The sequence below is a fragment of the Marinobacter sp. E2 genome, assembly GCF_055755345.1.
The window spans coordinates 3432906-3455182 of sequence record NZ_CM146911.1 but is presented as its reverse complement, the minus strand read 5'-3'; the positions used below and the strand labels follow the sequence as shown (position 1 = coordinate 3455182).

24 protein-coding genes are annotated in these 22277 nt (G+C 61.8%); 7 read left to right on the top strand and 17 right to left on the bottom strand.

Features of this window, described 5'->3' with window-relative positions:
• Window positions 1-2 precede the first annotated feature (2 nt).
• Window positions 3-869: a phosphoribulokinase gene (locus tag AC0J1C_RS15820; protein WP_374964529.1), complete on the top strand. Its 867-nt coding sequence runs from the start codon at window positions 3-5 to the stop codon at window positions 867-869.
• 14 nt (window positions 870-883) lie between these two features.
• Here the strand turns inward: AC0J1C_RS15820 and AC0J1C_RS15815 are convergent, their stop codons facing one another.
• The 3 genes from AC0J1C_RS15815 to AC0J1C_RS15805 form a co-directional block, all read right to left on the bottom strand.
• A complete protein-coding gene (locus AC0J1C_RS15815) occupies window positions 884-1729 on the bottom strand; it encodes a pirin family protein (RefSeq protein ID WP_473044743.1) in 846 nt (281 codons plus the stop codon).
• Between the two features lie 137 nt (window positions 1730-1866).
• Window positions 1867-2661, bottom strand: coding sequence for an adenosylmethionine decarboxylase (speD, locus tag AC0J1C_RS15810; protein ID WP_091988321.1), 795 nt, complete (start codon window positions 2659-2661; stop codon window positions 1867-1869).
• 240 nt (window positions 2662-2901) lie between these two features.
• Window positions 2902-3345 (bottom strand): OsmC family protein, encoded by a 444-nt coding sequence (locus tag AC0J1C_RS15805; RefSeq protein WP_374964531.1) that lies wholly within the window; start codon window positions 3343-3345, stop codon window positions 2902-2904.
• Window positions 3346-3617: 272 nt separating this feature from the next.
• Between AC0J1C_RS15805 and crp the strand changes: the two genes are divergently transcribed.
• Complete coding sequence (crp, locus tag AC0J1C_RS15800; protein ID WP_007153756.1) at window positions 3618-4259, top strand: cAMP-activated global transcriptional regulator CRP; 642 nt, start codon at window positions 3618-3620, stop codon at window positions 4257-4259.
• A gap of 68 nt (window positions 4260-4327) precedes the next feature.
• Here the strand turns inward: crp and AC0J1C_RS15795 are convergent, their stop codons facing one another.
• The 7 genes from AC0J1C_RS15795 to AC0J1C_RS15765 form a co-directional block, all read right to left on the bottom strand.
• Window positions 4328-5209: an alpha/beta fold hydrolase gene (locus tag AC0J1C_RS15795; RefSeq protein ID WP_473044741.1), complete on the bottom strand. Its 882-nt coding sequence runs from the start codon at window positions 5207-5209 to the stop codon at window positions 4328-4330.
• Window positions 5210-5305: 96 nt separating this feature from the next.
• Complete coding sequence (gene modC / locus AC0J1C_RS15790; RefSeq protein ID WP_473044739.1) at window positions 5306-6388, bottom strand: molybdenum ABC transporter ATP-binding protein; 1083 nt, start codon at window positions 6386-6388, stop codon at window positions 5306-5308.
• Window positions 6385-7065, bottom strand: coding sequence for a molybdate ABC transporter permease subunit (modB, locus tag AC0J1C_RS15785; protein WP_473044737.1), 681 nt, complete (start codon window positions 7063-7065; stop codon window positions 6385-6387). The genes modC and modB overlap by 4 nt, the downstream gene beginning before the upstream one ends.
• The gene (gene modA, locus AC0J1C_RS15780) at window positions 7065-7883 is read right to left on the bottom strand and encodes a molybdate ABC transporter substrate-binding protein (protein ID WP_473044736.1); all 819 of its coding nucleotides are present in this window, start codon (window positions 7881-7883) and stop codon (window positions 7065-7067) included. Before modA ends, modB begins: the two co-directional genes overlap by 1 nt.
• A gap of 16 nt (window positions 7884-7899) precedes the next feature.
• Entirely contained in the window at window positions 7900-8832 is a 933-nt protein-coding gene (locus AC0J1C_RS15775; RefSeq protein WP_473044734.1) for a lysophospholipase, read from the bottom strand.
• Window positions 8795-9781, bottom strand: a complete 987-nt coding sequence (locus AC0J1C_RS15770) for a sterol desaturase family protein (RefSeq protein ID WP_473044732.1) — start codon at window positions 9779-9781, stop codon at window positions 8795-8797. Before AC0J1C_RS15770 ends, AC0J1C_RS15775 begins: the two co-directional genes overlap by 38 nt.
• A 106-nt stretch (window positions 9782-9887) precedes the next feature.
• On the bottom strand, window positions 9888-10643 hold the full coding sequence (locus AC0J1C_RS15765) for a glutathione S-transferase family protein (protein ID WP_473044731.1): 756 nt from the start codon (window positions 10641-10643) through the stop codon (window positions 9888-9890).
• 136 nt (window positions 10644-10779) lie between these two features.
• Between AC0J1C_RS15765 and AC0J1C_RS15760 the strand changes: the two genes are divergently transcribed.
• Window positions 10780-11769, top strand: coding sequence for an META domain-containing protein (locus AC0J1C_RS15760; RefSeq protein ID WP_473044730.1), 990 nt, complete (start codon window positions 10780-10782; stop codon window positions 11767-11769).
• Here the strand turns inward: AC0J1C_RS15760 and AC0J1C_RS15755 are convergent.
• The 4 genes from AC0J1C_RS15755 to AC0J1C_RS15740 all read right to left on the bottom strand — a co-directional run bounded on the left by AC0J1C_RS15755 (window position 11745) and on the right by AC0J1C_RS15740 (window position 15876).
• The gene (locus AC0J1C_RS15755; protein ID WP_473044728.1) at window positions 11745-12626 is read right to left on the bottom strand and encodes a substrate-binding periplasmic protein; all 882 of its coding nucleotides are present in this window, start codon (window positions 12624-12626) and stop codon (window positions 11745-11747) included. The two genes, AC0J1C_RS15760 and AC0J1C_RS15755, sit on opposite strands and share 25 nt — an antisense overlap.
• Window positions 12627-12705: 79 nt before the next feature.
• On the bottom strand, window positions 12706-13767 hold the full coding sequence (locus AC0J1C_RS15750) for a quaternary amine ABC transporter ATP-binding protein (RefSeq protein ID WP_473044727.1): 1062 nt from the start codon (window positions 13765-13767) through the stop codon (window positions 12706-12708).
• Between the two features lie 11 nt (window positions 13768-13778).
• On the bottom strand, window positions 13779-14813 hold the full coding sequence (locus AC0J1C_RS15745; protein ID WP_473044726.1) for an ABC transporter permease: 1035 nt from the start codon (window positions 14811-14813) through the stop codon (window positions 13779-13781).
• A 94-nt stretch (window positions 14814-14907) separates the two neighbouring features.
• Window positions 14908-15876 carry an ABC transporter substrate-binding protein gene (locus AC0J1C_RS15740; protein ID WP_473044725.1) on the bottom strand — a complete coding sequence of 323 codons (969 nt, stop codon included), beginning with the start codon at window positions 15874-15876 and terminating at the stop codon, window positions 14908-14910.
• Window positions 15877-16220: 344 nt separating this feature from the next.
• Between AC0J1C_RS15740 and AC0J1C_RS15735 the strand changes: the two genes are divergently transcribed.
• The 4 genes from AC0J1C_RS15735 to AC0J1C_RS15720 all read left to right on the top strand — a co-directional run bounded on the left by AC0J1C_RS15735 (window position 16221) and on the right by AC0J1C_RS15720 (window position 19453).
• Entirely contained in the window at window positions 16221-17321 is a 1101-nt protein-coding gene (locus AC0J1C_RS15735; RefSeq protein WP_473044723.1) for a M14 family zinc carboxypeptidase, read from the top strand.
• A 36-nt stretch (window positions 17322-17357) separates the two neighbouring features.
• A complete protein-coding gene (locus tag AC0J1C_RS15730; protein WP_473044722.1) occupies window positions 17358-18092 on the top strand; it encodes an alpha/beta fold hydrolase in 735 nt (244 codons plus the stop codon).
• A gap of 90 nt (window positions 18093-18182) precedes the next feature.
• On the top strand, window positions 18183-18800 hold the full coding sequence (locus tag AC0J1C_RS15725) for a glutathione S-transferase family protein (protein WP_473044721.1): 618 nt from the start codon (window positions 18183-18185) through the stop codon (window positions 18798-18800).
• 35 nt (window positions 18801-18835) lie between these two features.
• The gene (locus tag AC0J1C_RS15720) at window positions 18836-19453 is read left to right on the top strand and encodes a DUF4202 domain-containing protein (protein ID WP_473044720.1); all 618 of its coding nucleotides are present in this window, start codon (window positions 18836-18838) and stop codon (window positions 19451-19453) included.
• Window positions 19454-19669: 216 nt separating this feature from the next.
• On the opposite strand, the gene trpC is transcribed toward AC0J1C_RS15720, so the two are convergent.
• From trpC to AC0J1C_RS15705, 3 genes are all read right to left on the bottom strand, one after another.
• Window positions 19670-20491, bottom strand: a complete 822-nt coding sequence (gene trpC, locus AC0J1C_RS15715) for an indole-3-glycerol phosphate synthase TrpC (protein ID WP_473044719.1) — start codon at window positions 20489-20491, stop codon at window positions 19670-19672.
• A 162-nt stretch (window positions 20492-20653) separates the two neighbouring features.
• On the bottom strand, window positions 20654-21682 hold the full coding sequence (trpD, locus tag AC0J1C_RS15710; RefSeq protein ID WP_473044718.1) for an anthranilate phosphoribosyltransferase: 1029 nt from the start codon (window positions 21680-21682) through the stop codon (window positions 20654-20656).
• The gene (locus AC0J1C_RS15705) at window positions 21673-22275 is read right to left on the bottom strand and encodes an aminodeoxychorismate/anthranilate synthase component II (protein ID WP_473044717.1); all 603 of its coding nucleotides are present in this window, start codon (window positions 22273-22275) and stop codon (window positions 21673-21675) included. Before AC0J1C_RS15705 ends, trpD begins: the two co-directional genes overlap by 10 nt.
• Window positions 22276-22277: the final 2 nt, after the last annotated feature.

Sequence of the window (22277 nt, the reverse complement as noted above, 5' to 3'; positions counted from 1 at the left end):
CTATGTCAAAACGTCACCCCATCATTGCGGTCACCGGCTCCTCCGGTGCCGGTACCACGACCACGGGCCAGATCTTCAGCCGGCTTTTTGCCAGCGAGGGGATCCGGGCAGCGGTGGTCAGTGGCGACAGCTTTCACCGCTACAACCGCGAGCAGATGGCCCGGCTGGCGGCCAAGGGCCAGTTCGGGGAGCGCAACCACTTCGCCCTGGCGGCCAACCACATCGACAAGCTTGAAGCCCTGTTTTACGACTACGGCCACACCGGTAACGGCCGCTATCGCCAGTATGTGCACGACGAGGATCGGGACCTGGTTGCCGCTGGCCACAAACCCGGAACCTTCACCCCCTGGGGCCCGCTGCCACCGGAAACCGATATGCTGTTCTACGAGGGCCTGCACGGGGGTGTGGTGAGCGACACCTACAACATCGCCCAGTATGTGGACCTGCTGATCGGGGTGGTGCCCATCGTCAACCTTGAGTGGATCCAGAAGATTCACCGGGACACCCACAAACGGGGCTACAGCCAGGAAGCCGTGGTGGAGACCATCATCAACCGTATGGACGACTACGTGCACGACATCGTGCCCCAGTTCTCCCATACCCACATCAACTTCCAGCGTATTCCGCTCGTGGACACGTCCAACCCGTTTGTCGTCCGCGACGTGCCCACCGAAGACGAAAGCATGATCGTGATCCGGTTCCGGGATACCTCGGAAGTCTCCTTCTCGTACCTTCTGCAGGTGATTCCCGGCAGCACCCTCTCTCGCCATGACACCCTGGTGATCCCGGGCACAAAAATGCCGCTGGCCATGGACCTGATTGTCAGGCCCATGGTGCAGCGGCTGATGGCCAGAAAGCCCTTCGCCTGAGCGCCGGAGGCGGCTCAGGCAGTCAGGCGACCGTCCCGGTAATCCCTGAGTGTCTGCTCGATTTCCTCGCGGGTGTTCATCACGAATGGCCCGTACTGCACCACCGGTTCGCCAATGGGCTTGCCAGCGATCAGCAGCAGCCGTGCGCCCTCCGCTCCAGCCGACAACGTGATCTCGTCGCCCTCGCCGAGGACAGACGCCGCGCTGCGTTTCAGGGCCGATTCGCCCAGCTGGGCGGTCCCCTCGTAAAGATACAGCATGCCGTTGTGGGTACCGGGGATCGGCAGCGTCACGGTGCCCTCAGGCTCCAGATGAATGTCCGCATACAGTGGCTGGGTGCTGCGCCCGGGCATGGCGCCAAGGTGCGTTTCCCCGCCAACGTGCAGCGTACCGGCGATCAGCTTCACGGTCCCGCCAGAGAATGCGATGGCCGGGATTTCCTCGGGCTGGATGTCCCGGTAACCCGCTTCCACCATCTTTTCGGCCGCTGGCAGATTCAGCCAGAGCTGGAACCCGCGCATCACGCCCTCCTCCTGTTGGGGCATCTCGGAATGGATGATGCCGCGACCGGCGGTCATCCACTGCACGCCGCCATTGCGCAGGTCACCGCGGTTGCCGAGATGGTCCTCATGCAGCATGTGGCCCTCGATCATGTAGGTGACAGTCTCGAAGCCGCGATGGGGGTGCGAAGGAAAGCCGGCGATGTAATCGGCCGCCTCCGCCGAGCCGAATTCGTCGAGCATCAGGAACGGGTCCAGGCGGATGCTCTGGTGCTGGCCGATGGAACGCTTGATGCGTACGCCAGCGCCATCGGAGGTTTCCAGGGCCGGGATTGTCTGTTTCAGGGAACGCTGGGTCATGATGTCCTCCTCTCGTTAGCCAATAACACTATTAGAACGGGACAGGAGGCGAGAATAAAACGCAGAAATCTGGCGGGTGGGATCAAAAAAACTGAAGGATCTGTGGTGGCCGATCCGGGCCACCACCCGATCACCGGTTATTCCACGTTGCGGGAATAGAAGATTTCAAGCATTTCCCGACGCAGGCGGTCCTCGATGGACTGGGCTTCCTTCGGGTCGAGATCGCTGGCATTGACGCCAAAGACGTAGTTATCCAGGTTGAAGTTCTTCAGCATCATTTTGGTGTGGAACAGGTTTTCCTGGTACACGTTCACGTCGATCATCTGATAGGCGTTCTGGGTATCCTCGGTCAGATAGTTCTGGATCGAGTTGATGTCATGATCGATGTAATGCTTGGTACCGTCGACATCGCGAGTGAAACCGCGCACCCGGTAATCCACGGTCACCACGTCCGAGTCGAAGCTGTGGATCAGGTAGTTCAGCACCTTCAGCGGCGAGATAAGGCCACAGGTGGAGACATCGATGTCGGCCCGGAAGGTGCTCACGCCGTCGTGGGGGTGACTTTCCGGGTAGGTGTGCACGGTCACGTGGCTCTTGTCGAGATGCGCGACAATGGTATCGGGTAGCGGGCCGGGGGATTCCTCGTTGTCTGGCTCCTCTCCGCTGGTCAGTTCGTGCTCGGCAATCAGCATGGTAACCGAGGCGCCGTGGGGCTCGTAGTCCTGGCGGGCAATGTTCAGGACGTTGGCGCCAATGATCTTGACCACGTCGGTCAGGATCTGGGTCAGACGCTCGGCGTTGTACATCTCGTCGATGTAATCAATGTAGGCCAGGCGCTGCTCTTCGGTCTGCGCATAACAGATGTCGTAGATGTTAAAGCTCAGGGATTTGGTCAGATTGTTGAAACCATGCAGCTGGAGTTTTGATTCCATGCTCAGCCCCTCCCGATCGTGGAGATGAATGTCTTCAGGACGCTGTCTGTTGTGTCCTGCCGAGGCCGCCACCGACTACTGACCGGGTTGTTCACCTTTTGCGCAGACCGGCGGAGAGGGTGCGTATTATGCACACCGCAGGTGATGTTGAATAGTATTCGCAGGGACATTTTAGCATCCGTGATTTCCGTTGCACTCCGGGCGTGGCGGCCGCCCCGGAGCACGGCTTTGGGCCTCGCCTCAGGCACCAGCTTCGGATGCTGCGCCGGCCTCATGAACCTCGTAGCTGTGGCTGATCTCCACGCCCGCTTTTTCCAGCATGATCGACGCGGAGCAGTATTTTTCGGCCGACAGGCTCACCGCGCGCTTCACCAGGCTCTCCTTGAGATTGTGGCCGGTAACCACGAAGTGCAGGTGAATCCTGGTGAAAACCGCCGGCACCGCATCGGCCCGCTCGGCCTCCAGCTCCGCGTGACATGCGGTCACTTCCTGGCGGCTTTTCTTGAGAATGCTCATCACGTCGAATGAGGAGCAGCCACCCAGCCCCATCAGAAGCATTTCCATGGGGCGCGGGCCCAGGTTTTCACCGCCGTGATCCGGCGGGCCGTCCAGTTGCACGCTGTGGCCACTGCCGCTGGTGGTTCTGAAACTGGCGTTGCCGGTCCAGTCGACGGTTGCTTTCATGGGGTTCTCTCCCTGGTGGTTGCGCGGGTCGGTTGTGGCGCCGGCCCGGATAACGACGATATGAGCCGGGATGCTAGCACAACCGGCGCCGGTGGGCAGCCGGGCAGGTTGCCCCCGGATACATGTTGTATACTCTTTCCGGTTGCCCGGAACAGGCCTTCTTGTTATAAGTTGCGCAGTTTTGCAAGAAAAATGACCAAACCCGCAGGGAAAGCCGGGTGAATAAAAAAACACTGGGACCCGCCAGCATCTGAGGAGGCACGACTCGCATTATGGCCACTATCGTCAAGCCGGTTGAGCAGAAAACCAAGCATCTCGACTATTTCCTTTCGCAGTGCCATCGCCGCCGTTATCCAGCCAAGAGCACCATTATCTACGCCGGTGACAAGAGCGATTCCCTGTTCTACATCGTCAAGGGTTCGGTGACCGTCATCATCGAAGACGACGACGGCCGCGAAATGATCATGGCCTACCTCAACGCCGGCGATTTCTTCGGTGAAATGGGGCTGTTCGACAACATGGACTCCCGGAGCGCCTGGGTAAAGGCCAAAACCGAGTGCGAAGTGGCGGAAATCAGCTACACCAAGTTCCGGGAAATCGCCCAGCAGGACCCCCGGGTGCTCTATTTCATCGGCGAGCAGATGGCGTCCCGTCTGCGCCAGACCACCCGCAAGGTTGGCGACCTGGCGTTTCTGGACGTGACTGGCCGCGTTGCCCGTACCCTGCTGGACCTGTGCAAGGAGCCGGATGCCATGACGCACCCGGACGGCATGCAGATCAAAATCACCCGCCAGGAAATTGGCCGCATAGTGGGTTGTTCCCGGGAGATGGTGGGCCGGGTCCTGAAGACTCTGGAAGATCAGGGGCTGGTGCGCGTCAAGGGCAAGACCATGGTGGTGTACGGCACCCGCTAGCAGGAGCTGTATTTGAATCACCGGAGAAAGGCCGCTACAGACAGCGGCCTTTTTTGTGGGCCGGGCGTTCAGGCCTGGCTCGTGATAAATGACCGGACCGCGCCGGATATCGCCTCAGGCTGAGTCAACAGGGCCCAGTGGGGCGCATCAAGTTCCCGGACCGTCAGTTTGCCGGCCCAACGCTCCAGGTGCTCGTTCAGATGGGGACCAACATAGGCATCACGGGTTGGCACCAGCACCTGCACGGGGCATCTTGCCACCCTTGGGCGCGGCCGCAGCAACCTGGGCAGGAAATTGGCCCGGTACAGTTTCACGCCATAGGCCCCGTCTGCCTTCTGCGCGTCGCTGAAACGGGCATCGGGAACCTCTTCCCGGGTCCGGAGGTAGTCTGGCCAGTAGCGGTCGAGGCCGGCGTTCCAGATGGCCTCTGGCAGCAGTGGAATCTGGAACAGGAATACATACCAGGAACTGGCGAACTGCCGCAGGACCTTGCCGAGCCCCTCCGACCCGGGTGTCGCCAGCTGGCTCCGGATCCAGAAACCGACGTGGTCCAGGCAGGGACCGGAGATGGACGTGTAGGATCGGATGCGGTCCTGCAGCGGGCCTCCGGTGACCGACTCCCAGCTCTGGATCGAGCCCCAGTCGTGGGCCACCAGGTGCAACTCCCGGCCGGGGATCAGTGTGTCCACCACCGCCTGCAGATCGCCAGCCAGTGCGGCCAATCGATAGTCCCGGGTGCGCCGGGGCTTGTCGGATCGGCCGGCACCGCGGACATCGTAGCGGATCACCAGGTAGTCCCGGCTCAGGGCGGAGGCTACCTGATCCCAGACCTGATGATTGTCCGGGTAACCGTGCACCAGCACCAGTGGCGTGGCCTCCGGATGGCCCTCCGCGACGGCGTGGATGACAAGGTCTCCGCTGGTAATCCAGTGTGTTCTCTGTTCCTTCACGATGTGGGCCTGCGTGGCTGCCGATGACAGACCCAGAGTAACCACGAGGCTGGACCGACCCTATGGCAGAGCGGGCCAACTGCCATGCCGCCGGTGTCAGTCGGCCAGGGCCACTGATTTGATCTGCATCCACACCGGTCGACCCGGCGCCAGTGCCAGCTGGTCCACGGCGCGGGTGGTCAGGCGGGCCAGCACGGGAGTTGGCCCCGCGAGCAGCCGCACGATGCTGATGCCGGGGGTAACGTCCGGCTCGATCCGGTCGATCGTTGCCGGAATCAGGTTCTGGATACTCTGGTCGGCGTGCCGCTCGAGCGCCAGGCTGATGTCCCTGGCCAACAGCCGGACCCGCACCTGGTCACCCGGCTGCATCCCGTTGTCCCGGCCCAGCCAGAGAGACCCACCCTTGAAATCGACGCGGGCCAGGTGCCAGTGATCATCCAGTTCGGCGATGGTCCCCTCCAGCAATACGCCGGCGTCATCGTCGAGGCGAAACGGGTTGTCCAGCCGGGACAGGGTTTCCCGCATGGGGCCTTTGGCCACCACCTTTCCGTCCTCAAGCACCACCAGGTGGTCTGCGAGGCGGGCCACCTCGGCCGTTGAGTGAGACACATACACGATGGGAATGGCGAGGGCGTCCCTGAGCCGCTCCAGATAAGGCAGGATTTCCTGTTTGCTCGTCTTGTCGAGGGCCGACAGGGGTTCGTCCATCAGCAGCAGCCTGGGACTGGTGAGCAGGGCGCGGGCAATGGCCACCCGCTGGCGCTCGCCGCCGGACAGGCCGGCCGGCATGCGGGTCAGATGGGTTTCAAGGCCCAGCCAGCTCACGGCGTCGTCAAAGCTGATTTGGCGTTCCGCTGCCGGGATGCGCCGATATCCGAATTCCAGGTTCTTGCGCACGTTCAGGTGGGGAAACAGGTGGGTTTCCTGAAAGACATAGGCCAGTGGACGTTTATGGACCGGAAGGAACGTTCGCGGCGTTTGCCAAGGTTCGCCCAGCACGGTCATGGTGCCGTCGGCACTGTGCAGGCCGGCCATGCAGCGCAAAAGCGTGGTCTTGCCACAGCCCGAGTGGCCGAACAGGGCGGTAATACCGGTGCCGGGAAGGGTCAGGTCAACGTTCAGGGTAAAGCCCGGAAAAGCGCAGCGGAAGCGGGCGCAGATGGTGTCGCTTCCGCTCATCGCAGGGCTCCCGAGCGGGCCTTGCCGTTCAGCGCATAGAGGGTGACCAGCACCACAAAGGAGAAGACTACCATGCCTGCGGACAGCCAGTGGGCCTCAAGGTATTCCAGGGACTCCACGTGATCGTAGATGGCAACTGACAGCACCTTGGTTTCGCCGGGTATGTTGCCGCCGATCATCAGGATCACGCCAAACTCACCGATGGTGTGCGCGAACGTCAGCACGGCGGCGGTCAGGAAACCGTTTCGGGCCAGGGGCACGGCAACGAACAGAAACCGGTCCCAGGGGGCTGCACGCAGGGTGGCGGCCACTTCCAGAAACCGGTCGCCTACCGATTCGAAGGCGTTCTGAAGTGGCTGCACGGTAAATGGCAGGGAGTAGATCACGGAGGCCACCACCAGACCCTCGAACGTAAACGGTAACAGGCCGATGCCGAGCGCCTGGGTCAACTGGCCCACCCAGCCTTCGGGGCCCATCACCAGCAGCAGATAAAAACCAAGCACGGTGGGTGGCAACACCAGGGGCAGGGCGACGATGGCCGCGATGGGCTGGCGCAGCCAGTGCTCGGTGCGGGCCAGCCACCAGGCGATGGGCGTGCCCACAAGCAACAGGAGCAGGGTAGTAGTGGTGGCCAGCTTGAGGGTCAGCCAGACCGGGTCCCAATAGGTTTCAAGCATCACTCAGCCGTTGTCTGTCCGGTGTCGTAGCCATAGTCGCGAATAATGGCCATGGCCGTTTCTGACTGCAGGAACGCCATCCATGACCGGGCTGCGTCATTATCGGCGCCGCGGGCCAGCAGGATCGCCTGCTGGTCGATGGGCTGATAAAGACGTTGCGGGATCTGCCACAGCGTGCCCCGCTCTGATGGCGCCAGTGCCGCCTCCCAGGCGATGACCTGGGACATTGCAACGAAGCCCGCCTGGGCGTTGCGGCTGACCACAAACTGGAACGCCTGGGCGATGGAGTCTCCGCGCACGAGCCTGGTCTGCAGCGGCTGCCAGAGGCCAAGATGTTCCAGAACCTGGCGGGCAGCCAGCCCGTAGGGAGCGGTCTTGGGGTTGGCCATGGCCAGCCGCGCAAAAGACTGTTCTTCAAGATAGGCCTCGCCACGGCTGAACGCATCTGCTGTGGGGCTCCAGAGTGCGAGCCTGCCGCGGGCGTAGGTAAACCGGCTGCCCGGTACTCCGGCGCCGGCCTGTTCGATCAGCTCTGGTCGCCGGGCGTCGGCCGCCATGAAAACGTCGAACGGTGCCCCGTTGCGAATCTGTGCGTAAAGCTTGCCGGTGGAACCGAAACTGGCCGAGACCCTGTGGCCGGTGTAGGCCTCGAAGCGCTTGATCAGATCCCGGGTGGTGTCGGTAAAGTTGGCGGCCACGCCAAGACTGACTTCATCCGCAATGGCCAGCGTACCCGCCGCCCAGAGCAGCACCGTCATCGTGAACGTCGTCCATGGCCCGGGGCGGAACAGGCGTTGGGCGTCTCGGGGCTCTGGCATGGCGCAGGACTTACTGTTAGGCGGCTGACTGACCGGCTTGATTTTCCCTGTACAGACACAGGGAATGCAAGTACTGCCAGACTTCGTCGCGGTTGATTTCGTTGAGCATCTCATGGCGCCCGCCCTCAAACAACCGCAGGGTCACGTTCTCGATGCCTGCCTCGCGAATGGCCTGGAAATGACGGCGGACGCCCCGCCCCATTTCCCCGACCGGGTCTGCCGTGCCGGAGAAGAGGTGCACGGGCAGGTTCTTCCGCCAGAGCGAGGGGCGAATGCCGAGCATGCCTCCGATGAAATCCTGCCAGAGCCCCACCGTACAGGTGAAGCCGCAGAGCGGATCGGCAATGTAGCGGTCAACCTGTTCCGGATCGCGGCTCAGCCAGTCCGCCGGAGTCCGGTTCGGGCGGAACTGGTGGTTGAACTGGTCGAAGGTCAGCCGTGCCACCAGTCGGCTGCGGTGGCCTTTGCCCCGCACCAGCCGGATCAGGCGAACCAGCGCCCCGGACGCCAGCAGCTGGCGGCGATCAATCCGGTTGGTGGCGCTCAGGATCAGGCTGTCCAGGGTATCACCGTGCTGCTGCGCGTAGCTCTGTGCGATGAACGAGCCCATGCTGTGCCCCAACAGGTGCAGCGGCAACCCGGGGAAACGGGCCTGAGCGTACTGGATGACCTGATGCAGGTCAGAGATCACCCGGAGCCAGCCCCGGGTGTCGGCGTAATGGCCAAGGGCTGTCGCCGGACAACCGGTGCCGTGGCCGCGATGATGGTAGGTGATGACCGCAAGGCCCCGGTCCGCGAGCCAGCGGGCCAGGGGCGCGTAGCGGTCACCGTGTTCGGCCATGCCATGGCTGATCACCAGAACGCCGGCAGGGTTGGCGGGTGTCGTCAGGCTGCCAGTGATGGTGTGCTGGTCAGGGGTGTCCAGACTCAGTGGGTGTGTGTCGGTCATATCCGCCCGGTTCCTTGTTGTTGTCGTCCTTTGCCGGGCGCTGCCACTCCGGCGGTTTCCAAAGATGGGTAAGGCGAGACCATAATCCGCCCGGCCGGGCCATGTCGCGGAACAGGTCCACGTATTCGTGGGTCCAGAGCACAATCAGGTTGGTGGAGTCGACGGGGCGGGTGATGCCGTACACCGGCGGTTCCTGCGCTTTTTCGTCCACGAAGGTGCCGAACAGCCGGTCCCAGATGATGAGCGTACCGCCGTAGTTGCGGTCGATGTAGCCAGGGTTCCGGCCATGGTGCACGCGGTGGTGGCTGGGAGTGTTGAAGATCGCCTCGACCCAGGCCGGCAGCTTGCCCACCAGCGTGGTGTGGATGAAGAACTGGTACACCAGTGAGCAGGCATAGGCGACACCGATCCACACGGGATTAAAGCCAATCAGGGCCATGGGCAGGTAGAACACCCACATGCCGTTGAAAATGTTGGTGGCGTTCTGGCGCATGGCGGTGGAGAAGTTCATGCGCCCGGAGGAGTGGTGAACCACGTGTGCCGCCCAGAACCAGCGCACCCGGTGGCTCGCCCGATGCATCCAGTAGAAGCAGAAATCCACACCCAGAAAGGTGAGGAAGGCGGTGAGTGCGTTCAGTTCCAGGTCCAGCAGACGGTAGTGGTAACACAGGGCGTATACGGGAAACGCAATGATCCCCGCGAACAGCAGTTCGGTGATCTGATAGCCGGCGCCCAGGGCAAAATTCCGCACCGCTTCGCGGGCATCCATCAGGCGGGGGTTGTGGCGTATCCGCAGGTATTCCCAGAGGGTCACGGCAATGAACAGGGGGGTGGCAATCACGAAGATCAGTTGCCGCTCGTCCAGCGCCAGCCAGGGCGCGGCCCACTGCCATAGGGACAGCAGGCCACTGTCTTCTAGCACTGCCAGCATCATGTCGGTCAGGGCCATGGAATACCGCCGGGATCAGGGAATGGTATTGGTATTCTGGCACGGAACCGTCGCCGGGGAATGTCGGTTCCCGCCAGTTCCGTTGACCATTTCCGACAGGCCCGGCTCAGGGGCTGGCATCGCCTCCGCGGTGGTCCCGGTAGACAGCCTCCAGGGCGGCCAGCTGCGGTTTCCACTGGTCCAGCCAGGCCTGGATGTCCTTGGGAATACGCTTGGCTTTGGGCCAGGGCACCGGGTATTGGGCTGGCTGGAACATGGGCGCAAACAGCGCGGCGGCGGTCAGGTCTGCGCGGGAGAAGCGATCACCCACCAGGAACGACCTGGAGCCATAGATCTGCTCAAGCTCGGTCAGCAGTCCCTCCATGGTCAGCCGGGATTGCTCCGCAGTTTTTTCATTGATTTTCATCCAATTGCGCATCACCTCGTCTACCCGGCTGAAGGCCAGGCTGAGCAGAATGCGATTGTAAAAAGGCGTGCCCGCCGCCAGCATCGGCACCACCACCTTGGGGCGTTTCAGGAAATGGTGGTAGGAGTAGCAGCGAATCGCCGGCCCGGCTTCCTCATCCAGCCGGCGTTCCCAGGCCAGGGCCTGCTCGCGCTCGACAGGATCGTCCGGGGTCAATGGATGCTCGGGAAAGGTTTCATCCAGGTAGTCCAGTATGCGGGCGGAACCCTGGACAACCTGGCCGTCGTGATCAATCACCGGCACTGACGACTCACGTCCGGTCAGCCGGCGAATTGTCTTGATGTGCTGGCCCGGCAACAGATTGACTGTCTCATGGTTGATGCCCTTGTAATCCAGGGCCCAGCGAACCTTTTCGCAGTAGTGGGAAATGGCAAATTGGTAGAGTTTCAGCGCCATGGCAGCCTCCTGATGGTTTGGGCTAGCATACTGCCGACGCCGCCGGATAAGAAGCTCGGGATGTCATGGCATTGGCCTGTGCTGGCCGTGCCCTTTAAACTGTGGTCCGAACATCATGCGAACAAGGGAACTGACCATGCATTCACGACGAGTTCTGACGCTGTCCGTCGTTACCTGTGCCGGGTGGCTGGCCTCCGCCTGCTCGACGCTGCCGGGAGGCAATACCGAAAGCACACCCGAAACCTTCTTCGGAACCTACCATTGCGGCCAGCTGGAGATCCAGGTGGCTGGCACCGAGGGCAGCGATCTGCTCGGAATCAATTACCTCGACCGCCGCCTGCTACTTAAACCCGCGGTAAGCGCCTCCGGGGCACTGTATGTGGCGCCTGGAGATGACAACACCCGGTTCTGGAGCAAAGGCCAGCGGGCGACCCTGACCATCGGCGGGCGGTCCTACCCGGAATGCCTGAAGCCCGGCGATATCGAGATGCCCTTTGAAGCCCGGGGCAACGAGCCATTCTGGCACGCCACCATTGAAGACGGGGAACTGCTGCTGACCCGCCCCTTCGAAGAGCGGGGCACCCGCCGGCTGCCCGTGACCCTGGATACCGCTAACCGGCACGGTCAAACCTACACAGCGACCGTTGATGAACTGGACGTTAGCCTGACCATCGCACGGCAGCTCTGCCAGGACAGCATGTCCGGCGCCCAGTATCCGGCCCAGGTTCGCCTGACCGTGGATGGCGAGCCCTACAGCGGCTGCGGTGGCGACCGTCAGCGCCTGTTCCGGGGAGCCGTCTGGATTGTTGAGGACATCGGCGACACCGGTATCATTGACCGCTCGCGAGTCACCATCGAGTTTCTCGACAACAACCGCATCGCCGGCCGGGCGTCCTGCAACCGCTACACCGGCAGTTATGCGCTCAGGGGCGAGGGCATTGAAGTGGGACCGGTAGCGGCCACACGCATGGCCTGTGCGCCAGCCCTGATGACCCAGGAACAGAGGTTCCTCGATATTCTTCAGGCGGCTACGGACATCCGCATCGGGCAACAGGGGGAGTTGCTGCTGACTTCCGCCGGGGGAAAGGTTATCCGCGCATTTCAATCCGACCAGGACAGCCCGTAGCGGCCGAGGATCTGTTCGGCCCGGCCAGAGGCCTGCAGGGCCCGAGTGCCCTCGGACAGCAGGGTGGCCAGCCGCAGGGACTCATCGCGGGCTGGTGAGAAGGCGACATACAGAGGCGATTGGTGGAGCACGGCGGCCAATCTGAGCGTCCGGGTATCGCCGCCCTGTGCCAGTTCCCAGGCCATGACAAAGCGGTCCTCGGGGAATACATCGGAGCGTCGCTTGTACAGCAATTCGATGGCCCGCCCCAGGGGGGCCGGCCCGGACAGGATCCAGACCCGCTCGGGATCGTCCTGGTTGCGGGTAATGTAGGCATCCAGTTCCGGCGAGTAGGCATAGCCGTTGATGGCAAGCAGGATGACGCCGGCCAGGGATTCGACGCCGGCGTATTGCCAGTCGCTGTCCGGATGGGTGTAGAGGGCGATGGTGGTATGGCCGATGGCTTCCTCCGGAAACACGAAATCCGGGGCATCCGCCGGCAGTGCGCCCACCACGGCGTCCATATGGCCTTCCCGGGCCAGCTGCAGGGCCCGCGCCCAGCTCATGTTGACGTATTCCACTTCGATGCCCGCCCGGGCAAACGCTTCCCGGGTAATGTCGATCATGTAGCCCTCATGATCGGTACCGGCCTCGCAGTTGTGCGGGCACCAGGGGTCGGCGGCAATGGTGATGGTCCGGGGTGACCGTGGCGCCGGTTCTGGCTCAGGTTCTGGCTCAGGTTCTGATTCCGGTCCTGACTCCGGTTCTAACCCCGTGGCGGTCTCGGCCGCCACTTCCATGACCGGAACGGGGGGATCCTCAGGCTCCGAGCAGGCAGCCAGGAACAGGGCCAAGCAGCAGAACAGGATTCTTGCCACGATCTTCGTTCCAGCAGGGAAGGGATACTTCTCCTGTAAGCATAGTTCGTGGCGCGTCTTTTGTAACGGTCGCCTGGCTTCAGGCGGCGTTTTTGTCCCGATCGGCAGACGCTGCGGTGGGCACCAGGGCCCGCGCCAGATCCTTCATGTGCAGTGTGCCTACCTGTTCGCCCTCCCGCATTACCCGGAAACACAGGGTCATGTCACCCTCAGACACCTTGAGCACGGTTTCGAGGTTGTCCTGCTCGGTGACATCGCCGGCGTAGTTGTTGTCGCCGGCCTGACCGGATTTGCTCATGATCGAGCGCACCCGGAGTACCCGGGCCCGGTTGATATCGCTGATGAAGTCGACAATGTAGGGATCGTTCGGCTCCAGCAGTATGTGCTGCGGGTCGCCCTGCTGCACCACCTCGCCGTCCTTCAGGATCACCAGATGATCGGCAAGCTTAAGCGCTTCGTCGAGATCGTGGGTGATGAACACGATGGTCTTATGCAGCTCACCCTGCAGTTCCAGGAGCAGATCCTGCATGTCGGAGCGGATCAGCGGGTCCAGTGCCGAGAAGGCCTCGTCCATCAGCATGATCGGGGCGTCGGAGACCAGCGCCCGGGCAATGCCCACCCGCTGCTGCATGCCGCCGGAGAGCTGGTGTGGGTACTGGTGTTCGTTGCCCTCCAGGCCCACCCGGGCCAGCCACTTGCGGGCATCCGCCTCGAAATCCGAGGTGGTGTAGCCGCGAATGTCCTTGGCCATGCCGGCGTTTTCCAGCACGGTTTTGTGAGGCAACAGGGCGAACTTCTGGAACACCATCGACATGCGTTCACGGCGAAGGCGGCGCAGCTGTTCCTCCGAATAGCTCATGACATCCTCGCCATCCACCCGGATCTCGCCCGCCGTGGGGTCAATCAGGCGGTTTAGGTGGCGGATCAGTGTGGACTTGCCTGAGCCGGAGAGACCCATGATCACGGTGATCTCGCCATCGTGCATATCCACGTTGATGTCCCGCAGGCCAAGCACGTGTTTCTGCTGCTCCAGCAGTTCTGCCTTGCCCATGCCTTTGCGCACGTATTCCAGGGCGACATCGGGCGTGGGGCCGAAGATCTTGTAGAGGTTCCGGATCGAAATCTTGATGTCTTTTGCCATGACCTGGCTCCTCACTGCTTCTGGGAAACGTTGATTCGGGCAAGCGATGCCTTGGTCACCCGGTCAAGGATAACGGCCAGGATGACAATGCCGAGACCGGATACCAGGCCCACGCCCAGCTCCAGATTTCGGATGCCCCGGAGTACCAGCACCCCGAGACCGGGCGCAGACACGAGCGAGGCAATCACCACCATGGCCAGGCTCATCATGATGGTCTGGTTGACCCCGGCCATGATGTTGGGCAGCGCCAGGGGTATCTGCACCTTGTACAGCTTCTGGCGCGGGGTCATGCCAAAGGCGTCGGCGGCCTCGATCACATCCTTGTCCACCAGGCGGATGCCCAGGTTGGTCAGCCGGATCACCGGCACGATGGCGTACAGGATGATGGCGATGCCGTAGAGCTTCGATTCGGTGACGCTGAACAGGAAAATCAGCGGTATCAGGTACACGAAAGGCGGCAGGGTCTGCAGCATGTCGAGTATGGGTACGATCATACGCTGCAGGGCATTGCTTCGTGCCATGGCAATGCCAATGGGCACCCCCATCAACACGCACAGGAAGGCGCATACAAAAATGATCGCCAGCGTCTGCATGGCGTAGTCGTAGTGGTCGATGAACGCCAGCAGCATGACACTGCCGCCGACAAACGCCACCAGCTTCCAGGATTTGGTGACCAGAAATACGATGCCCAGCAGAACCGGAATAACAATCCACCAGGGCGTGTTCAGCATGGCGTACAGGGCACCGTCCAGGAACCAGCTGAGAGGCTGGGTCAGCGGGTCCAGCACCAGGCTGAGGCTGTCCTTGATGGCCAGGAAACCCTGCTCCAGCCCCTTGGTCAGTTCCCTGGACTGCGGAAACGCGGCGCAGGATTCGTTCAATGCATCCATCGACGGGAACGGCAGTTCCCAGATGGACGGGTCTTCGGCTTCCTTGCCCTTGGTTTTAGCCAGCAGATCGGCCATCGACATGGGGCCGTCACTCTTGCCTTCGGAGCACCAGTCCTCAAGGCCGAGGGCGGAAAACAGAGGGTCGTAGGTTGCCATGGGCGTTCAGTCTCTCCTGCGCGCGTCTGAATTCAGTGTGATTGTGCGGAGGGTTGCCCGGGCCAAGTGGCAGTGGCCCGGGCGGGGCAGGTGATCAGTTATTCAGAACGCTTGCCAGACGCTCCCGTGCGGAGTCGTTCAGCCAGCTTGACCACTCATCGCGGTTATTGGTGAGGAAGTAGACCGCGGCTTCCTCGCCAGAGGCGTTGTTTTCATCCATCCAGGCCAGGATCGAGCTCATGGTGGAGGTCTGGAAGGTCAGCTTGCTGAGCATCTCGGCCACTTCCGGCTCGCGCTCCTTGAAGTCAGTGGTGACAGAAGTCAGCACGGTGGCAGCCGGGAAGTCAGACACACCGGGATTGTCCACGTCGGGCGTCTGGTTCTTCTGGTGCACCTTGGGCTTGATTTCGCCAAGATCGACGCGGGTCATGTCGTACTTGCCCAGTGGCACGGTCGGGCCCCAGTAGTAGCCGAACCAGGGCTCCTCGTTCTGTACTGCAGACGCCATGGAGGATGCCAGGGTCTCGCCGGAGCCATGGTTGAACACTTCAATGCCGGACTCTTCCAGGTCCAGGGCACGAACCAGGTTATCGCTGACCACCCGGCAGCCCCAGCCGTCCGGGCAGTTGTTGAAGCGCCCGCCAACGAGCTCGGGGTTGGCCATGACGCCCTCGATGGTCTTGAGCTCGGGGTGTTTCTCGGCCAGGTAGGTCGGAATCCACCAGCCTTCAACACCGCCCGGATCGAGGACCTTGCCCAGACGCTCGACCTTGCCCTGTTCTTCGAGTCGCAGGTAGGCCTCGCCGGCGGAGTTCAGCCAAAGCTCGGTGACGATGTCCGGTTCGCCGTTCTCGGCGACCGAGGTCACCGCCGGCACGGTATCGGAGGGCACGATGGTGACATCGCAGCCATAGCCCTGCTCCATGATGAAGGTGGCAACGTTGGTGACCACCGTATTGGACGCCCAGCCCATTTCGGTGATAGACACCTCGCCGCAGTCAGCCTGGGCGACGGCGGGAATGGATAGAGCGCAAAGCATTGCAGCAGACGTGAGCTTTCGCATGGTCACTTCTCCTTTTTCAGGGTTTGTGCTTCTTCGAGAATGGTTCTGGTGGTTGCACCGTGCCGGGGGCCGGTGCCAGGTTACACACCGTTGCCGGTGTGACTTCCAGTACGGGGGAGCCGCAGTCCATAAGGACCGGGATAACAGCAGTTTTCAGCGTGCTGTCGAGGTCAGGCAAAACAGAGGTCTCGGTTATTGCTTACTCTTTAGGATAACGATCCTCAGCTCAGTTACAAGGGTGTAACGAAAATCCGTCCGGTTTGTGGACAGATTGGCTGCGGGCATCGTCAACAATCTGTAGCAATTGACCGCTACCCTGAGGTGTTCCTGTACCGGAGATGCCGATGACCGAATTGCGTGACCTCACACCCCACACCGCGATTGCCCGTGAACAGGCTGGCCGGGATGGTCGCCAGAGGCGGCTCTTGCGCACCTTCCTGCCGGAGCTGGTGAGCCTGGAAAGGCTGCTGGCGGAAGCACCGGCTCTGGTGACCACCGATCTGGTTGAGCGAGTGGCGCTCAAGGAGCTGTCGCTGCCGATCTACCGGGCCGATATCGGGTCAACCCGGCCGGATGCACCGGTGGTGCTGGTGGTTGGCGGAGTGCACGGGCTTGAGCGTATCGGTAGCCAGGTGGTGATGGCCTGGCTGCGGTCGCTGCTGGCGCGGGTGACCTGGGATCAGCACCTGGCACAGCTGCTGCAAACCGTTCGGATTACCCTGCTGCCGATTCTCAACCCCGGCGGCATGTACCTGAACCAGCGCAGCAACCCCAACGGGGTGGACCTGATGCGTAATGCGCCCATTACCGCCCAGGACCGCAGCGCTTTCCTGCTTGGTGGACAGCGCCTGTCGCCCCGGCTGCCCTGGTACACGGGCGACCCGGAGCAGGGTATGGAAACCGAAAACCGGGCCCTGGAAACGGTGATCCGCGAACTGCTGCCCGGTCGTCCGTTCAGTGTCGCCCTCGATTGCCACTCGGGCTTCGGCTGGCAGGACCAGATCTGGTTTCCTTACGCCTATCGCCGTCGACCCATGCGCCGGATCGCCTCGGTGATGGCGCTGAAACTGATCTGGGAACAGGCCTACCCGAATCACAATTACCGGTTCGAACCCCAGTCGCGCCACTACCTGACCCACGGGGACCTCTGGGATTATTTCTACAAGCAGGTAAACCGGGAGAGCGCCGGTGTGTTCCTGCCGCTGACCCTTGAGATGGGATCCTGGCGCTGGATCCGGAAACGACCCCGGCAACTGCTGCGTCTGGATGGTCTGTTCAATCCGCTGGTGCCGCACCGGCACCAGCGGGTGCTGCGCAGCCACCTTACCTGGATGGATTTCCTGGTGAATGCGGCGGCCAGCCACGAGAACTGGTTGCCGGCTCACGAGGAGGAGTCCATGCTGAGGGCAGCGGCCATCATGCACTGGTACCGGGACACCCAATAAGCCCATGGTGGCGTGGCAACCCGACAGGACGAACCTATGCACTGGATTCTGTTGCGCGGATTGACGCGGGAGCAGGCCCATTGGGGGGACTTCCCCGCTCGCCTTCAGGATGTGTTTCCGGGGCACCAGTTTCATGCGGTGGACCTGCCCGGTACCGGTGTCCACTTCCGTGAGGACAGTCCGGATACCATTGCCGGGATCCGCCAGCGCGTGATCCGGCAGGTCGACCATATTCCCCGGCCCTTCAGCCTGCTGGCACTCTCCATGGGGGGAATGGTCGCCCTGGACTGGGCCCAGCAGGCGACCGAGGGTGAGATCCAGCATCTGGTACTGATCAATACCAGTTCCGGCTTCAGCCCCCCCTGGCAGCGCATGCGCCCCGGTGCCTGGCCCCGGATTCTCCGGCTGCTGGCCCGTCGGGAACTGTTTGACCGTGAGCGGGATATCCTCCGGCTCACCTCCAACCGCGACGTGCCGCTGGAACTGGCGAAACGTTGGTACAGTACCCAGCGCCAGCGACCGGTCAGTGCCCGGAACGCATTGAACCAGCTCGCTGCGGCCGCCCGTTTCTGCCCTGCTGAAAAACGCCCGCTTCCGGAGGCCCTGCTGCTGGCCAGTCGGGGTGACCGGATTGCGCACTGGCGCTGCAGTGCTGCCCTGGAACAGCGCTGGCAGTGGACCCTCAAATTGCACCCCGATGCTGGCCATGACCTGCCGCTGGACGACCCTGAATGGGTTATCAGCCGCATGCATCAGTGGCTCTCCCGGTAATCCCGGTTGCTTGACGCAACCGTTCTTTCCGGTCAGTCTTCTGTCCTTGAACCGCCAACGCTGCTTACTAAAGGAACGGAGCCGATAACAATGAAAATCTTCGAAACCAGAACCGCCCCCAACCCCCGTCGAGTCCGTATGTTCATGGCCGAGAAAGGCCTGCTGGACAAGGTCGAGTTCATTGAGATCGACCTGCAGAAGGGCGAGAACCTGACCCCTGAATACGCTGCCCGCAACCCGATGAAGAAAGTCCCGGTGATGGAGCTGGACGACGGCACCTGCATCGCCGAAACCATGGCGATCTGCCGCTACTTCGAAGAAAGCTACCCGGATACACCCAGCCTGTTGGGGGACACCCCGCTGGAAAAGGCGCAGCTGGAGCAGTGGCTGCGCTGGATCGAGTACTACTTCTTCATGCCAACCGGCATGTGCTTCCAGCACACCACCGGCTACTTCAAGGACCGCATGAACCCTATCAAGGAATGGGGCGAGGAGTGCGGCAAGAACGTCGAGAAGTTCATGCATTTCCTCAACAAGCAACTGGAAGGTAAGGAATACATCTGCTGCGACCGATTCACGGCCGCCGATATCAACGCTTTCACCACTGTGGCCTTTGCCCGGGTGGTGGGTATCCGCATCCAGCCCGAGCAGACCAATCTGCAGGCCTGGTATGACCGAATCAAGGAACGTCCCTCGGCACAGGCCTGACCCCGGCCGGTTCCGGAACCAGAAGAGAGATCACAATGACTACCACGGATTCAAGACTTGAGTGTGCGCTCGCCGCGATCGACACGGCAAACAGGGCCGATCCCAACCTGGAGTCATTCGGCGGAGAGCAGCTGCCCAAGGAATACGCCTACAGCCTGCACATGACACGCTGGCTGTTCGCGCTTGAATCCGCGCCCTCCGAGCGCATGCAGATTGCCTGCCGGGCCCAGCACATCGAGCGCTGGACCATGCCCCGCAGCGACTACCCGGAAGGTCGGAAAGCCTATTACCAATGGCGCCAGGCCTGCGGCCGGATGCACGGCAAGCGCGCTGCGGAGATCATGGCCGGCTGTGGCTACCCGCAGGAGGAGTGTCAGCGGGTAGAGACCATCCTGACCAAACGGGAGCTGCGCAAGGACGCCGATACCCAGCTGCTCGAAGATGTGGCCTGCATGGTGTTCCTGGAGAAGTACTTCGCGGATTTCTACGAGGAAAAGGCGGACTACGACCGCGACAAATGGCTGCGCATCGTGCGCCGCACCTGGGGCAAGATGTCGCCCCGTGGACATGAGGCCGCGCTAAAGTTGGCCGAGGGCATGCCGGCGCATCTTCTGGAACTTTTGCAGGAGGCTTTAGCTGAACCTGGGGCCTGATTGGAGTATGCAAGTCGGCGGGTAGAGCTTTCCAAAATACGCTGTGAATACCTCCCTGTACGCTCGGCTCCGCCCTTTAGCGCTTATTGCTCCTGCGTCGCGCTAAAGGTCCTGGGCAAGCCGTCCATGGCTTGCCCGTAAAGCCCTGCGGGCTTTACCCTTGGCTCCGCACGATTTTGGAAAGCTCTACCCGCCGACTCGCCCCATCTGATGGGGTCAGGCTGCGGGGAAAAACAGTTCCCGTAATTTTGAACCAGGCTCTTCTGCTCGCATAAACGATTCCCCCACAAGGAAACCGTAAATCCCGCGAACAGTCATCGCTTCTACGTCGCTGCGCGTCATGATGCCGCTCTCGGTGATGGTCAGCCGGTCCTGTGAAATCCGCTCGTGCAAGTCAAAGGTGGTGTCCAGGGACACTTCGAAGGTGTGCAGATTGCGGTTGTTGATGCCCACCAGAGGCGTCGTCAGCGTCAACGCATCATCCAGCTCCTCACCATCGTGCACCTCCACCAGCACATCCAGCCCAATCTCGTGGGCAATGCCTTCCAGCTCCTGCATCTGGTCTTTGGTCAGACAGGCGGCAATCAGCAAGATGCAGTCGGCGCCAATGGCCCGGCTTTCGTAGACCTGATAGGGGGCGACCATGAAGTCCTTACGGATGACCGGGAGGCCGCAGGCGTTGCGGGCGGCCACCAGATAGTCCTCGTGGCCCTGGAAGAAGTCGCGGTCGGTGAGTACCGAAAGACAGGCGGCGCCGCCGTTCTCATAGCTCTCTGCGATGACTGCCGGTTCAAAGGGATCCCGCAAGATGCCTTTGCTAGGTGAGGCTTTCTTGATCTCGGCGATAACGGCAGGCGTCTGCTGCTCAATTCGCTGACGAAGTGCGTTGGCAAAACCACGTGCCTGAGGTTGATCTCCGGCCATGGCTTTCAGGTCCGCAATGGAAACCTTCGGTTTCCGCTCGTCAATTTCTTCCCATTTCCGATCGACGATTTTACGAAGGATGGTCGGCGTCTTGTCTAAATGTCTGTCAGTCATATCAGGCCCGTATAAAGTTTGCGAGAGCCGGTGGGGCGTCCCTTCCGAAACTGTCTGCAGCCATGGATGGCTGCAGCCAAGCCCTACAGGGACGTATTCACGGGCGTGTTTCGGAAGGGACGCCCCACCGGCTCGTCCGGCACCGTAATCAACAGGCCGAAATTAAAAACACTGAGAAAAATCAGCCAGCTCCGACATCTTGCCGGCGGCGAGGCCTGACCCCATGGCGTCCAGGGCCAGCTCCACCCCCTCTTTCGGCGTCTTGGCCAGACCCGCCACGTAAATCGCGGCGCCGGCATTCAGGGCGATCAGGTCCCGGGCTTTCTCGGCCATTTCGTCGTGGCCACGGCCGAACGCGGCCCGAATCAGCTTCAGGGATTCTTCCGAGGAGTCCACGGTCAGACCCACCAGGCTCTGACTCTTGATGCCCAGATCCTCCGGCGTGATGTCGTATTCGCTGATGTTTCCGTCTTTCAGTTCAGCCACGTGGGTAGCGCTGGCCAGGCTGATTTCATCCAGTCCGTCCTTGGAATGCACCACCATGATGTGTTCTGCGCCCAGCCGCTGCAGTACTTCAGCCATGGGACGACACAGTTCCCGGGTGAACACGCCGATCAACTGGCGTTTAACGCCCGCCGGGTTGGTCATGGGCCCCAGGATGTTGAAAATAGTACGGCAGCCCAGCTCCTTGCGGGGGCCGATGGCGTGCTTCATGGCACCATGATGGGCTGGCGCAAACATGAAGCCGACGCCGATTTCCTCGATGCAGCGGGCCACCTCTTCGGGTTTCATGCCCAGATTGATACCGAGCTTTTCCAGCAGGTCGGCGCTCCCGCTTTTGGAGGAAACACCCCGGTTGCCGTGCTTGGCCACGAAACCGCCGGCGGCCGCCACCACGAACGACGCGGCCGAGGACACGTTGAACAGGTTGGCGCCGTCACCGCCGGTGCCCACGATGTCGATCAGCGGCTCAGCCTTCACCGTTACCCCGGTGGCCAGCTCGCGCATGACTTCGGTGGCGCCGGTAATTTCATCAATGGTTTCGCTCTTCAGGCGCAACCCCATGAGAAACGCGCCAATCTGGGCGTCGGTGGCCTCGCCGTTCATGACGATGCGCATCACATCCTTCATTTCCTCCCGGGACAGGTCCAGGTTGGAGGCAATGCGGTTGAGAGCTTCTTTCATGTCCATGTGTCGGCCTCTTCGTGTGTTCTCAGAAAGTTGCGCAGCAGCTCGTGGCCCTGTTCCGTCATAATAGACTCTGGATGGAACTGCACGCCCTCGATGGGCAGGGTCTTGTGGCGAACGCCCATGATTTCCTCAATGGACCCGTCGTCGTTGCGAGTCCAGGCGGTCACCTCCAGACAGTCGGGCAGGCTGGTCTTGTCGATCACCAGGCTGTGGTACCGGGTGGCCTGCAGCGGGTTGCTCAGCCCCCGGAACACGCCGGTGTCCTTGTGGAACACCGGGGACACCTTGCCGTGCATCACCCGACCGGCGCGGATGATGTCACCACCGTAGACCTGCCCGATGGCCTGGTGCCCCAGGCAGATTCCAAGAATGGGCAACTTGCCGGCGAAATGCCGGATGGCGTCCATGGAAATGCCGGCTTCGTTTGGGGTGCAGGGGCCGGGGGAAATCACCAGTCGCTCAGGGTTCAGTTCCTCGATCTGTTCGATGGTGATCTCATCGTTCCGGTAAACCTGCACATCCGCGCCTAGCTCCGCCAGGTACTGCACCACGTTGTAGGTGAAGGAATCGTAGTTATCGATCATCAGCAACATAA

Excerpts from the sequence above, each read along its gene's own strand:
- AC0J1C_RS15820 (WP_374964529.1), top strand. The coding sequence starts at position 3 with ATGTCAAAACGTCACCCCATCATTGCGGTCACCGGCTCCTCCGGTGCC.
- AC0J1C_RS15815 (WP_473044743.1), bottom strand. The coding sequence starts at position 1,729 with ATGACCCAGCGTTCCCTGAAACAGACAATCCCGGCCCTGGAAACCTCC.
- speD (WP_091988321.1), bottom strand. The coding sequence starts at position 2,661 with ATGGAATCAAAACTCCAGCTGCATGGTTTCAACAATCTGACCAAATCC.
- AC0J1C_RS15805 (WP_374964531.1), bottom strand. The coding sequence starts at position 3,345 with ATGAAAGCAACCGTCGACTGGACCGGCAACGCCAGTTTCAGAACCACC.
- crp (WP_007153756.1), top strand. The coding sequence starts at position 3,618 with ATGGCCACTATCGTCAAGCCGGTTGAGCAGAAAACCAAGCATCTCGAC.
- modC (WP_473044739.1), bottom strand. The coding sequence starts at position 6,388 with ATGAGCGGAAGCGACACCATCTGCGCCCGCTTCCGCTGCGCTTTTCCG.
- modB (WP_473044737.1), bottom strand. The coding sequence starts at position 7,065 with ATGCTTGAAACCTATTGGGACCCGGTCTGGCTGACCCTCAAGCTGGCC.
- modA (WP_473044736.1), bottom strand. The coding sequence starts at position 7,883 with ATGCCAGAGCCCCGAGACGCCCAACGCCTGTTCCGCCCCGGGCCATGG.
- AC0J1C_RS15775 (WP_473044734.1), bottom strand. The coding sequence starts at position 8,832 with ATGACCGACACACACCCACTGAGTCTGGACACCCCTGACCAGCACACC.
- AC0J1C_RS15770 (WP_473044732.1), bottom strand. The coding sequence starts at position 9,781 with ATGGCCCTGACCGACATGATGCTGGCAGTGCTAGAAGACAGTGGCCTG.
- AC0J1C_RS15765 (WP_473044731.1), bottom strand. The coding sequence starts at position 10,643 with ATGGCGCTGAAACTCTACCAATTTGCCATTTCCCACTACTGCGAAAAG.
- AC0J1C_RS15760 (WP_473044730.1), top strand. The coding sequence starts at position 10,780 with ATGCATTCACGACGAGTTCTGACGCTGTCCGTCGTTACCTGTGCCGGG.
- AC0J1C_RS15750 (WP_473044727.1), bottom strand. The coding sequence starts at position 13,767 with ATGGCAAAAGACATCAAGATTTCGATCCGGAACCTCTACAAGATCTTC.
- AC0J1C_RS15745 (WP_473044726.1), bottom strand. The coding sequence starts at position 14,813 with ATGGCAACCTACGACCCTCTGTTTTCCGCCCTCGGCCTTGAGGACTGG.
- AC0J1C_RS15740 (WP_473044725.1), bottom strand. The coding sequence starts at position 15,876 with ATGCGAAAGCTCACGTCTGCTGCAATGCTTTGCGCTCTATCCATTCCC.
- AC0J1C_RS15735 (WP_473044723.1), top strand. The coding sequence starts at position 16,221 with ATGACCGAATTGCGTGACCTCACACCCCACACCGCGATTGCCCGTGAA.
- AC0J1C_RS15730 (WP_473044722.1), top strand. The coding sequence starts at position 17,358 with ATGCACTGGATTCTGTTGCGCGGATTGACGCGGGAGCAGGCCCATTGG.
- AC0J1C_RS15725 (WP_473044721.1), top strand. The coding sequence starts at position 18,183 with ATGAAAATCTTCGAAACCAGAACCGCCCCCAACCCCCGTCGAGTCCGT.
- AC0J1C_RS15720 (WP_473044720.1), top strand. The coding sequence starts at position 18,836 with ATGACTACCACGGATTCAAGACTTGAGTGTGCGCTCGCCGCGATCGAC.
- trpC (WP_473044719.1), bottom strand. The coding sequence starts at position 20,491 with ATGACTGACAGACATTTAGACAAGACGCCGACCATCCTTCGTAAAATC.
- trpD (WP_473044718.1), bottom strand. The coding sequence starts at position 21,682 with ATGGACATGAAAGAAGCTCTCAACCGCATTGCCTCCAACCTGGACCTG.
- AC0J1C_RS15705 (WP_473044717.1), bottom strand. The coding sequence starts at position 22,275 with ATGTTGCTGATGATCGATAACTACGATTCCTTCACCTACAACGTGGTG.